The organism is Microcystis sp. BLCC-F209 (genome assembly GCF_041928595.1).
Taxonomy (GTDB): Bacteria; Cyanobacteriota; Cyanobacteriia; order Cyanobacteriales; family Microcystaceae; genus Microcystis.
This window is the reverse complement of the sequence record NZ_JBHFLL010000250.1, coordinates 1-11,912: the sequence shown is the minus strand read 5'-3', so window position 1 is coordinate 11,912 and position 11,912 is coordinate 1. Positions and strand designations below refer to the sequence as shown.

Below are 11,912 nucleotides of genomic sequence, written 5' to 3'. Positions count from 1 at the left end.
ATTACTGGCAAAAAAGCGTTATCGGAAAGAGTTCACCGGTGTGATTCTTGCGGCCACATTGAACCGAGAGATACGGCATCAGCAAAGGTAATCGAGAACCGAGGAAAAAACGCGGTCGGACTGACCGTGTTAGAAAACGCTTGCGGAGGCGGTCGGTTGGGGGTCGTTCAGTTAAACCTGTTTGATCTAGTCAAGAGCAGATGAACCAAGAATCCCACGCTAAACCGCTCGCGCGGTTTAGCGGGGGAGAGTCAAGCTTCCACTAAACGAAAAGCCGCACCCAAACCGACAGCAATCTCATCGGGAGAAATTCTGCCATCATGGTTAATATCGATCGCATCAAATACCGCATCGGTTCCCGCCCATTCTTCCCGGGTGATGAAACCATCCCCATCATGATCATAGACTCGGAAAATATCTTCGGCGGCGTGTTCGAGGGTTGACTGACCTTCCAACTGGGTTAAACGTTGAATCAGCAATTGTTCCAATAATTCTAAAGCTTTGGTAAAACCTTGAATACCTTCCGTTAGTTTTTCGGAAGCCATGGCATCTTCGGCGTGCATTTTCGCAAAAGTCGCTTGATCCATGGCAATTTTGACCAGATCAAGGGTTGCGGCCTGGTCTGGATCGAGCTTACGGGGTAAATCGGCTTCTGTCCCTTGCAATTGTTCGAGAAGTTTCGGGGAAATGGTTAAAAGATCACAACCGGCTAACTCGCAAATTTCGCCGATATTGCGGAAACTTGCCCCCATAACTTCGGTTTTATAGCCAAACTTTTTATAGTAGTTATAGATCTGGGTAACGGATTGGACTCCTGGATCTTCAGCGCCAACGTAGTCTTTACCAGTTTCTTTTTTATACCAATCGAGAATCCGACCGACAAAGGGAGAAATTAAGGTTACTCCCGCTTCCGCACAGGCAATCGCCTGATGAAAACCGAATAATAGGGTTAAATTACAGTGAATGCCCTCTTTTTCGAGGACTTCTGCGGCTTTAATCCCTTCCCAAGTCGAGGCAATCTTAATTAAGACTCTTTCTCTAGAGATACCCGCTTGTTCATACTGGGAAATGAGATAACGGGCCTTGTCGATGGTAGCTTGGGTATCGTAGGAAAGACGGGCATCTACTTCGGTGGAGACGCGGCCGGGGACGATTTGCAGGATTTGCAGACCAAAACCGATGGCTAGGCGATCAAAAGCTAATGTGGCCACATCTTCCGGGGTGGCCTGCTTTCCCAATTCTTTTCTGGCCGCTTGCAGGGTTTGATCGACAATCGGCCGATATGGGGGCATTTGGGCCGCGGCCGTAATCAGGGAGGGGTTAGTGGTGGTATCCTGGGGGGTAAAAGCTTCGATCGCTTGGATATCGCCGGTATCGGCAACAACCACTGTAAATTGGCGTAATTGTTCTAGTAGGGTTTTAGCCATAACTTCTCCAGATGCGTGTTAACGCGAGACATTATCTGGATCTTAGCGATTCGATCGAAAGGAAGGGGAAAATTCCCGATTGATTTAATTCCCAAGCATGAACCAGGCCAAAGTGGGGATAAGCGCAGCAATCTTGGGGCCACTTCTTGCCCAAAGTCCTCTATTTGTGATATTATTAGTGATTGTGTCGATTTAATAAAACGGAGTTTATGCCCAAGCTAAAAACGCGAAAGGCGGCGGCCAAACGATTCGAGGCCACGGGAAGCGGCAAAAAAATCAAACGTCGCAAAGCCTTCAAAAATCACCTACTCGATCATAAGAGTGCCGAACGCAAGCGCCGTCGTTTGTCCCAGATTACCTTGGTACACGAGCGCGACGAGAAGGAAGTGCGCTTAATGTTGCCCTATTTGTAAATTTTCCAGAAAAATTGTCTAAAGGATTATCATGTCTAGAGTAAAACGGGGGAATGTCGCCCGCAAGCGACGCAAAAAAGTTCTCAAATTAGCCAAAGGTTTTCGCGGTTCCCACTCGCGCTTATTCCGTACCGCTAACCAACAGGTAATGAAGGCCTTGCGGAATGCCTATAGAGACCGTCGCAAACGTAAACGCGATTTTCGTCGTCTTTGGATTACCCGCATTAACGCCGCTGCTCGTCAACAGGGCATCAGTTACAGCCAACTAACCGGACAATTAAAGAAAGCTAATATCCTCCTCAATCGGAAAATGTTAGCCCAATTAGCCGTCCTCGATCCCGTCGCTTTTGCTAAAGTGGTAGAAACAGCCAAAGGATAATTTAGCCCCGAGCATGACGGAAACTTGGCAAACGATTCAATTCCCCAGTTCAGAAAGTGCGATCGCTTTAGCGGGTCATCAAGAAGCTAACCTCAAATTGATAGCCAGGCAAACTGGGGCGAATTTAGTCCTCAGAGGCATGGAATTGCGGATTGCGGGACAACCAACCCCGGTGGAGCGTGCCACAGCGATTGTGCGCTCCTTAAGTATTTTATGGCAAGAGGCCAAGTTAATCGCCGAAGCCGATATTATGACCGCTATCCATGCCCTCGATACGGGGCGTTCTAGCGAGTATAAAGAACTACAGCAGGATATTCTCGCCCGTACCCGTCGCGGGGAGCTAATTCGGGCGAAAACCTTCCGTCAGCGTCAATATATTCAAGCGATTCAAAGTCACGATATCACCTTTTGTATTGGACCGGCTGGCACGGGGAAAACCTTTTTAGCCGCCGTTTTGGCCGTACAGGCTTTATTAGAAGATAAAGTAGAACGGATTATCCTCACCCGGCCAGCCGTGGAAGCGGGGGAAAAATTAGGCTTTCTCCCGGGGGATTTACAGCAAAAAGTCGATCCTTTTTTGCGTCCCCTCTACGATGCTTTATACGAATTTATCGAAGCGGCCAAAATTCCCGACCTGATGGAACGGGGTAAAATCGAAATCGCACCCTTAGCTTATATGCGGGGACGAACCCTAGCTAATGCTTTTGTTATCGTTGATGAGGCCCAAAATACCACCCCAGCACAGTTAAAAATGGTCTTAACTCGCTTGGGATTCGGTTCGCGCATGGTAGTAACTGGAGATGTCACCCAAACCGATTTACCCCAACAACAGGAATCGGGGTTAATTGCCGCTCAAAAAATCCTCAAATCAGTAGAAGGGATTGCTTTTTGTTACCTATCCCGGGCCGATGTGGTGCGTCATCCCCTAGTACAAAAAATCGTCTCAGCCTACGAACAGCACGAAAAATAACCGATTGTTGAGATAGTCCCACATCTACCATTGGGTTAGAAGTCATTATTGAGGAGACAGAATTCAGGAGTCAGCTTTTTTCTCCCCTCTCCCCACTACCCCACCCCCTGCTCATAGACAGTCTTAACAAGTAATTTAGATACACCAACAGCCGCTCAGTTATTAGTATTCTCCCCCATCATTTTTTTTCTGGTCTAAAAGATGATTATAGATCACACTTTTGAGAGATTGCCAAAAAGGAACTAATAAAATATTCAGAAGTACAAAAACAGTAATCATACCATAGGAAAACATCGCCATTTGTCGGAAAAAAAGAGGATTTTCCGTGAGCGTTTGCCAGTCCTCTACCGATTCCAAACTACTATAAAAAGAGGAAAAATTAACCCAAAGGGGAATTGAAGCCAAAGCTACTGACAGAAGATAAACTGGAATAATTAATAAACTGGCAATAAATATCACTCCCACAATTCTCCACGCCGAGTTTTTAGTTAAATGCCAAGCTCTCTTGATTGCTTGCCAACTGCCTAAATTATCTTCAATTATTAAGGGCAATTCGGCAATGCAAATGCGAGCAGATAACCAAAGGAAGAAAAAAGGAAGACAGAAAGAAGCCAGTAAAATAAGCAATACACCAAGGATGGGGATAAAACTGACTAGCATCAGAGGCAGCATTATCGGCAAGATTATTGCCGCTCCTAACAAACCGATCAAAACCTGCATCCACCACAAGCGCCACATTTTCGGCTTAACTTTTTTTTCCGCTTGTCCGGCAGTTTCTGGCTGATAAATGATGTCTTGAAAAGCTAATCGTGAGATAACCGCATTATTGAAAAGATACTTAGCAGCCGAGAAAATTTGTATCGGGAAAATAAATAAACGTAAACCCATATCGCTGCCTTGTTCGGGGGTAATTGTTTGATAAAGTAATTGACTGAGAATTAATTGCAAAACTAAGGGAAGAAGCGACCACAAACAGGCGCGGACAGCAAAGAATACATAAGTTGGGAAGCGATCACGATAAAGACGGAGGGCAGTATTAATCGTATTGCCAATATTCAAAGGATCGAGGGAATTGTTAGTCACGGTGGGACTCCTTACAGAATGCCACCACTATATTAGGTTAAGTAACTAATAACAGCTAAAAACTTCCAATTTAATCAATATTTCCAGCTAAGACAACAATTTTGCTAAAGTGGTAGAAATTGACCAACGATTCAATTCCCCAGTGGAGAAAGTGCGATCGCATTGATGGTCTTAACTCGCTTGGGATTCGGTTTGCGCATGGTAGTAACCGGAGATGTCACCCAAACCGATTTACCGCAACAACAAGAATCGGGGTTAATTGCCGCTCAAAAAATCCTAAAATCAGTAGAAGGGATCGCTTTTTCTTACCTATCGCGGGCCGATGTGGTGCGTCATCCCCTAGTACAAAAAATCGTCTCAGCCTAGGAACAGCACGAAAAATAACAGATTATGGATATTAAAAATGGTTTCGTCGATGCGGTGGGTAATACTCCCCTAATTCGTCTCAATAGTTTTAGCGAGGAAACCGGCTGCGAGATTCTCGGTAAGGCCGAATTTCTTAACCCCGGTGGTTCGGTCAAGGATCGGGCCGCTTTATATATTATTCAAGAAGCGGAAAAAGCCGGTACTCTCCAACCGGGGGGAACCGTTGTCGAAGGAACCGCCGGCAATACTGGCATCGGTTTGGCCCATATCTGCAATGCTAAAGGTTATAAATGCCTGATTATCATTCCCGATACCCAATCCCAAGAGAAAATCGACCTATTGAGAACCCTTGGCGCCCAAGTGCGTACTGTTCCCGCCGTTCCCTACCGAGATGCCAATAATTACGTTAAATTATCGGGGAGATTGGCCAGTGAGATGGAAAATGCTATCTGGGCCAATCAATTCGATAATCTGGCTAATCGTCGCGCTCACTACGAAACCACCGGCCGGGAAATCTGGGAACAAACCGACGGTAAAATTGACGCTTGGGTGGCTGCCACGGGAACCGGGGGAACCTACGCGGGGGTGGCGATGTTTTTAAAAGACCAAAATCCCCAGGTGCGTTGTGTGGTGGCGGATCCGATGGGTAGCGGTTTATATAGTTATGTGAAAACCGGGACAATTACCCTGGAAGGTAGTTCAATTACTGAAGGGATTGGTAATAGTCGTATTACGGCTAATATGGAAGGCGCACCCATAGATGATGCCATTCAAATTGATGATCCCACTGCTATTAAAGTTGTTTATCAACTATTACAAAAAGATGGTTTATTTATGGGGGGTTCTGTGGGTATTAATGTTGGTGCTGCGGTAGCTTTAGCTAAACAAATGGGGCCAGGCCACACCATCGTTACTGTTCTTTGTGATGGTGGGGCCCGTTATCAATCTCGTTTATATAATCCTCAATGGTTGGCTGAGAAAGGATTGGCTTAAATTGTTGTTAGGGTTAAGTCAGCCTTCAGCTAGATTAAGGCGATGAAACCCGAATCTTACAGGACAATAAAGAATTATCCCAGCGGGGATTAGTGGAGATAATGGTAGGGGGAGGGCAACAATGAGGGAAGGCAGCAAGGGAAAATGAGGCGCTTCGGTTGGGCAAACACTTAAGATAAGATAGACAACAATGCTGATAACTATCATTATTAGGAGAATCATCAGATGTCAGTTACTATTGAACAGTATCTCAAAGAAATTTTAGGTTCAATTAATCAGAAGTTGGATAATCTACAAAAAGATGTTATGGATATTAAAATAGTACAGGCAAGATTAGAGGAAAAAGTCGATAGTTTAGAAAAAGATATTGAAGGGGTAAAAGAAGATACAAAAGAATTAAAAGGCTCTCAGAAAGCCCAGATTTGGACGTTAATCGGCATCTTGGGAACAGCTTTAATAGGAACAGTGATTCGCTATATTATTCTCCCTTTTCCTCAATCATAATTAAGACAATGAACGAAGAAAGTAGCCAAGCCTACCTAAACCTGATTAATCAGCTATTATCCTGCAATGATGGCGATGAACCCCGAATATTACAGGAAAATCGGGAACTATTGGATCAGAGTTTGGTGACAGAATTATTAAAAGTAGCGGATAATCTAAGGGTAAGAAGCGATCTCAATAATGCGAATCGGTTAATGAATATTGCAGGAAATTTGCTACAAAGCTATTCTTCTTCCTCTATAAATACAGAAACTAACTACTTCAATTTCTTAATCGAGACATTACAAAAAATCTCTGAAAATCCTAATCCTCAATTAATTTATCCCTTCTGGGCGCAAAATCTTGATAAATTGGATGATAATTTAGCGCAAATTCTAGACAGTCGGGTGAGAGAGATATTAACGCAAGTCACGCCAGAACAAGCCCATTCTATCGCTTTTATTATTGCCAATTTCAGTAACTTAATTGCACAATTTCCCCTCGGTAACATCGCCACCCACAAAGAAATTGCCATCACGGGTTATGAAATAGCCTTAACTATGTTCACTTTTGACGCATTTCCTCAAGAATGGGCAGCGACACAGAATAATCTCGCTGCTGTTTACTATTCCAGAATCAGAGGGGAGAAAGCCGACAATTTAGAAAAGGCGATCGCCACTTTAAATGAAGCCTTGAAAGTTTATACTTTTGACGCATTTCCCCAAGAATGGGCAGCGACACAGAATAATCTTGCCTTAGCTTACAGTAACAGAATCAGAGGGGACAAAGCTGAGAATTTAGAAAAGGCGATCGCCACTTTAAATGAAGCCTTGAAAGTTTATACTTTTGACGCATTTCCCCAAGATTGGGCAATGACACAGAATAATCTTGCCTTAGCTTACAGTAACAGAATCAGAGGGGACAAAGCTGAGAATATAAAACAAGCAGTCATGTGTTATCAAAACGCTTTACAAGGATATGAAACCGCAGGAGATTTCCTGAATGCCGCAGAGATGGGGTTAACATTAGGTAAAATTAAAGTAGATCGAGGAGAATGGTATCAAGGATTAGCTTATTTAGAAAAAAGTCTTAAAATTTATCGTCAATTTGACGATCTCAAAAGTCGTGCTGATACCATTTATCAAATTGCTCATACCCATCACCTAATTGGAAACCATGAAAAAGCCTCTATTTATTATCGGGATGCTTTGCGCTTTTATGAATATCTAAAACATGATAGAGGTGTTGCCTTTTGTCAAGCAAGTTTAGGAAGACTCATGTTGCAAATTGGTTTTGTCGAAAAAGCTGAAGAATTATTAAAGAAGGCTACTTTTATTTTTAAAGAACTGAATAATGAACAAGAAATTGCTAAAATAGCAGAAGTTCTGAATTGCCTTGCCAAAATTAAGGAGAAACAAGCTGTATGAATGAAGCAGATCGCATTTGGGATGAATTAGATAATATCTATTCTCAATGGGGAATAACAGAAATTCCTTTTTCTGAAAGTGCTTCAACATTGAGGGAATCGCAGTTAAGAAAAGTTTTTACTGGGAGAAGTCAAGAATTAAAACCAGTTTTCAGCTTATTAAAAGGAAAAGAGCGTAAAAGATTGTTAGTTTACGGTTTGATTGGTATTGGGAAAACGGCATTTATTTTAGAAATTTTAGATGTTCTAAAACGTAAAGCAACTAAGACTTTAACTGCCTATATCAGTTTGCCAGCTAATACAGATTTAGCTACGATTGCATTAATTGCTTTAGCTCGTGAAATGAAAGAAGATGAATGGGCGCAACAATTCTTAAATCAAATGGGATTAATTTCAGCCCAACCTTTAAGACAACGAGAGAATACAGCTAAATTTGGAATTGCAGGAATTGGTGCAGAATTAAAAGAAAAAAGTATTGATATTAATAAACCACTCTTTCCTGAACTTAGTTTTGAAGACTTATTAAAAAGAGCATTAAAAAAATATGAGCGAGTGATTATTGCTGTTGATGACTTAGATAAACAAGATCCTGCAACTGTAAAACAATTACTTTTAAACGCTCAAGGAATGCTAAAATCAGGAGCATGGTTTATTTTGACCGGTCATCCTTCGGGTTTAACCAGAGATATTTTAATTAGTGAAAGAGGATTATTTGATTTTGCGATTAAATTAGAACCTCTTGAACAATCTGTTATGTATGAAATGCTGGTTAATTACCTTAACAGTGTACGTTCTCAAGATTGTCAATATTCGGTAAAAGATCCCCAAGCAGTTAAACCTTTTACACCAGATACAGCTAAGATGTTGTGTGAGAGATCTAATGGTGTTCCGCGTTATTTAAATCGTTTAGGTAGCTATATTTTACAGAAAGCATCTGAATTAAATGCCGAAACTATTACACCTCAAATCTTAGAAGAAGGATTTATTTATGCTGACCAACAAATGCGAGGTCTGCCAGGATTAACCCCAGCAGATTTTATGTTGATAGATTTAATTCTAGAAAGGGATAAATTATCAGATGAAAATATTACTTTAGAAGATTTACAAAAGTTGCAAGTTCAAGAATTTAGTGAATTACTTCCAATTATTGACAAATTAGTAGAATTAGATTTAATTAGAAGATTGCCTAATGACCAAGCTATAGAATTTGCCTTAACTCCATTATTATTACCTTCTCAAGAAACGCAAAAATAAATCGCCATATCGTCGCCATCTAAAGAAGCGATCGCACTTGGATTATCTACCAATTCAGCGCGAAACTGAGCAATTTCTTCGGGAGTAACTTTAGTTGATTCAATATCCATAGGTTGTTCTTATTTCTGGACTTCCCCCATACATAAATACCAAAAAGTTAACAAAACCCTTACTGCAGGTCGCTTCTAAGAAAAAATTGAAAAGAGACCACTGGGTACATTTTTCACTTGAAAATGGCCGTACCGTTGACTGTATCTGGAGTAGAGCGATTCCGTAGAGTTGGCTGTATAGTGATCGCTAACCTGATTTTAACAGATAGTGTCATTAATCTCTAGAGTAAGGGATTCCCTCTGTAGCCATGTTTTTGCTGGTTTTCTGCCCCGAAACAAGCTATAATGGTCTAAAGGTCAAATTTGAAAATTTTTGCCTCAAACCCTATCTGCGTAAGGACTTCAGGATTTTGTGTCCAGTAGTTCACCGGTATTGTATTGCTTTAACTCAGGCTCTGTAAGACTTTTAGCCATAGCTAGTATGTTTATACGGGGGAAGTCCAGTTATTTACAGATAATGCTAATTGTATATTTGGCTCTTCGGTTTGTGTTAGTTAGCGATAGATAGCTTGAAGGCCTATCCCATAAGAGAGCCAGAGTTTAGAGAATGTAAGACTTTTGCCAGACTCCCAGAAGAGCACTAGAGGGGAGCAAGTCAGTTTTGTCAGAACATAAATACTATTCAATAGCTAAAGACTGTTATTTAGGTAAGCACAGCGGTGTTTAAGCACTTGAGGGATATTTTCGGTTCTTCGTTACTTGGTATGGTTCGATAGGGTGGCATAAATCGACTAAATCCTTATCTGGCAAGAGATTTAATTGATTAGTTCGCTCTAGATCAAAAACAATTGACAAAAATTGCCAAATGTCTTTCTCTATAAGGGTTCCATCCCTTATAACCCCCGTCCATTGCATAACACAAACCGAAGAACCATATTTTCTTCATTCCACTGGGCTCCAGAAATTTTCAGTCGTCGGTCAATCTGTTTAACCGTGGATTCAACGGCTCCCGAAGCAATAGAGCAAATCTCTTCTTGTTGATAGTAATTATAATTAACAATTCGATGACGATGAATCTCTAAATAACGACAGAAATTTTCAGCTCGTTCGTTTTTTAAAGGAGAGATTAATGCTATTGTTTCCTCAATTTTACCCTGCCATAATAAACTTTCTGCTTTTTTCAATCTCTTCACTGAACCGCCGACTTTATAGCATTTCTGATTCACAAGAGGTACATTCTCGATCCTGAACAGCTTAATCAGCAAAGGTTTAACTGTGCTGCACAGATGCGAGAAACGCTATATAAAGATTTTCTACCAAATGAAACCAGTCAAGTATTTCTCTTTTTTCTCCTGGACAATCCCAGTTTTTCACAATTTTCCAAATACCGGGATGTCCGTCTCCCAAACAGGTAAGGGGGTCAGATAAAGGTTGTTGATTAACCCAATATATTAACGATTCATTCTCTCCAAACCAAGCTTTTCTTAGGAAAGTATCAACACAGATTGCTTTATAATCTTTCGAGATACAAGCCTCTCCCTTAGTTTCGGTTCTTAAGCGCACTTTTCCTCCATCTAGACTAATTTCTTGAACGGGGTTTCCTGATTCTTCTTCGGCAAATTGGTGGCGATGGACTAATCGTTGTTGAGTCCTAGCCGAGACCTTCATCCCTGTATAAAATTGAATATCTCTGGCGGCATTTTCATAAGAAACATTGGCACTAGCTCTTAAACAACAGCGTTCTAAGTAAGGACTAATTTGGTTATTACGAGGAATATTTAAACGGATTGCTTGTTTTTCTGTCAGGCATAATTCTCCGATGATGCTTTTTATTTTTCTCGGTCTCCCAGCTTGAGTTCCTGTCGTTTTTGTGACAAAAAAAAATCCTAGTTTCGGAGTTATATATTTTAAGGTCTGTTCTCTTATTGTCGTCTCTATTCCCTCTAAAGTTTGGATTTTTTCAGCCTCAGCTTCCTGATGAAGAATCTTGGCTATCGCTTGAATATGTTGGTTAAGTTCTTGTTGTTGCTCTGGAGTCATTTTTGTCTTTTCCCCACTCTTTTCTCTATCCCATACCCAATTGATGCTTTTGTCAAGTAGTTTATTTGTTCTTTAGCTTTGACTTGCTCCCGCACTAGAGTGACGCAAGAGGACTAATTATAGCAATTCTTGGAGCTATGAGGTACAATGAAAAGCAAATAGACAAATAATAGAACTCGCCAGCTTCCTATGAGACCCTATTCCGTAGATTTTCGCCAAAAAATTATCGATGTCTGGAAGAAAGAAAAAATTTCTATTCGAGGACTAGCCCAGAGATTTGACGTGGCTAAAAGCTTTATTCAGAAGTTATTGAAGCAACATAAAGAAACAGGGGATATCCGTCCTCGTCCACAAGGGGGAAGTCCGCCAACCAAGTTAAATAGTGAACAACTGATAATTTTAATAGAAATCATCGAATCTAACAATGATGCAACTCTCGAAGAATTATCGGACTTACTATATGAAAAGACACAGGTGAAAGTCAGTAGAGCCACCCTGGGGCGGCTTACGCAAAAACTCAATTACAGTTTCAAAAAAAAACACTACACGCGGCGGAAAAAGAAAGTGACAGGGTGCAGCAAAAAAGAGTGGAATACTGGTCAGAAGTTAGGGAAATTGAGGCATCAAAACTAATTTTCATCGATGAATCGGGGGTAAATTTAGCCCTTTTGAGACTCTATGCTAGAGCCTTAATTGGCCAAAGAGCTCGGGGAAGAAAACCACAAAAAAGAGGGAGAAATATTTCAATAATTAGTGCTATAAGCTTAGAAAAAGTTGTGGCATCAGTCAACATATACGGTGCAGTGGATGCGGTAACATTTGAAGGATTTATTCTGAAGGAAGTGCTGCCAAAAATTAAAGAAGGAGACTGTTTGCTCATGGATAACGCCAAGATTCATCTCGGAGAAATGGTCAGAGAAATAATTGAACAAGAAAAAGCTAGACTCATCTATTTACCTCCTTATTCTCCCGAATTCTCTCCTATTGAAAACTTTTGGTCAAAAGTCAAAGCGATATTAAGAAAACTG

Annotated in this window: 11 protein-coding genes and 4 pseudogenes; 10 read left to right on the top strand and 5 right to left on the bottom strand. The window is 41.2% G+C overall.

What is annotated here, in order from left to right; genetic code table 11:
- A pseudogene (locus tag ACE1AQ_RS15905) lies at positions 1-204 on the top strand (RNA-guided endonuclease TnpB family protein); the annotation flags it as partial.
- Positions 205-251: 47 nt separating this feature from the next.
- Here ACE1AQ_RS15905 and ACE1AQ_RS15900 read toward each other — a convergent pair.
- Complete coding sequence (locus ACE1AQ_RS15900) at positions 252-1,427, bottom strand: transaldolase (RefSeq protein WP_106909185.1); 1,176 nt, start codon at positions 1,425-1,427, stop codon at positions 252-254.
- A gap of 209 nt (positions 1,428-1,636) precedes the next feature.
- Here ACE1AQ_RS15900 and rpmI point away from each other — a divergent pair, with 209 nt between their 5' ends.
- From rpmI to ACE1AQ_RS15885, 3 genes are read left to right on the top strand one after another with little or no spacing between them, the layout of a single operon-like run.
- Positions 1,637-1,840, top strand: a complete 204-nt coding sequence (gene rpmI / locus ACE1AQ_RS15895; protein WP_002781071.1) for a 50S ribosomal protein L35 — start codon at positions 1,637-1,639, stop codon at positions 1,838-1,840.
- Positions 1,841-1,871: 31 nt separating this feature from the next.
- Positions 1,872-2,219, top strand: coding sequence for a 50S ribosomal protein L20 (rplT, locus tag ACE1AQ_RS15890; protein WP_002739593.1), 348 nt, complete (start codon positions 1,872-1,874; stop codon positions 2,217-2,219).
- Between the two features lie 13 nt (positions 2,220-2,232).
- Entirely contained in the window at positions 2,233-3,189 is a 957-nt protein-coding gene (locus tag ACE1AQ_RS15885) for a PhoH family protein (RefSeq protein ID WP_002772048.1), read from the top strand.
- A 162-nt stretch (positions 3,190-3,351) separates the two neighbouring features.
- Here the strand turns inward: ACE1AQ_RS15885 and ACE1AQ_RS15880 are convergent, their stop codons facing one another.
- On the bottom strand, positions 3,352-4,272 hold the full coding sequence (locus ACE1AQ_RS15880) for a hypothetical protein (RefSeq protein ID WP_106909186.1): 921 nt from the start codon (positions 4,270-4,272) through the stop codon (positions 3,352-3,354).
- 165 nt (positions 4,273-4,437) lie between these two features.
- Here ACE1AQ_RS15880 and ACE1AQ_RS15875 point away from each other — a divergent pair.
- From ACE1AQ_RS15875 to ACE1AQ_RS15855, 5 genes and pseudogenes are all read left to right on the top strand, one after another.
- Positions 4,438-4,638, top strand: a pseudogene (locus tag ACE1AQ_RS15875) (PhoH family protein); the annotation flags it as partial.
- A 24-nt stretch (positions 4,639-4,662) separates the two neighbouring features.
- Positions 4,663-5,631 (top strand): cysteine synthase A, encoded by a 969-nt coding sequence (locus ACE1AQ_RS15870; protein ID WP_110544444.1) that lies wholly within the window; start codon positions 4,663-4,665, stop codon positions 5,629-5,631.
- 225 nt (positions 5,632-5,856) lie between these two features.
- Positions 5,857-6,135, top strand: a complete 279-nt coding sequence (locus ACE1AQ_RS15865) for a hemolysin XhlA family protein (protein WP_045358776.1) — start codon at positions 5,857-5,859, stop codon at positions 6,133-6,135.
- A gap of 8 nt (positions 6,136-6,143) precedes the next feature.
- Positions 6,144-7,541, top strand: a complete 1,398-nt coding sequence (locus tag ACE1AQ_RS15860) for a tetratricopeptide repeat protein (protein ID WP_106909187.1) — start codon at positions 6,144-6,146, stop codon at positions 7,539-7,541.
- Positions 7,538-8,794 (top strand): ATP-binding protein, encoded by a 1,257-nt coding sequence (locus ACE1AQ_RS15855; protein WP_002775660.1) that lies wholly within the window; start codon positions 7,538-7,540, stop codon positions 8,792-8,794. Before ACE1AQ_RS15860 ends, ACE1AQ_RS15855 begins: the two co-directional genes overlap by 4 nt.
- Here the strand turns inward: ACE1AQ_RS15855 and ACE1AQ_RS15850 are convergent.
- From ACE1AQ_RS15850 to ACE1AQ_RS15840, 3 genes and pseudogenes are all read right to left on the bottom strand, one after another.
- Positions 8,776-8,904: a hypothetical protein gene (locus ACE1AQ_RS15850; RefSeq protein WP_301182366.1), complete on the bottom strand. Its 129-nt coding sequence runs from the start codon at positions 8,902-8,904 to the stop codon at positions 8,776-8,778. The genes ACE1AQ_RS15855 and ACE1AQ_RS15850 overlap by 19 nt on opposite strands.
- A gap of 663 nt (positions 8,905-9,567) precedes the next feature.
- Complete coding sequence (locus tag ACE1AQ_RS15845) at positions 9,568-9,759, bottom strand: hypothetical protein (RefSeq protein ID WP_110544442.1); 192 nt, start codon at positions 9,757-9,759, stop codon at positions 9,568-9,570.
- Positions 9,738-10,884 (bottom strand): annotated as a pseudogene (locus ACE1AQ_RS15840) (ISKra4 family transposase). Before ACE1AQ_RS15840 ends, ACE1AQ_RS15845 begins: the two are co-directional and overlap by 22 nt.
- A 189-nt stretch (positions 10,885-11,073) precedes the next feature.
- Here ACE1AQ_RS15840 and ACE1AQ_RS15835 point away from each other — a divergent pair.
- Positions 11,074-11,912 (top strand): annotated as a pseudogene (locus ACE1AQ_RS15835) (IS630-like element ISMae26 family transposase); the annotation flags it as partial.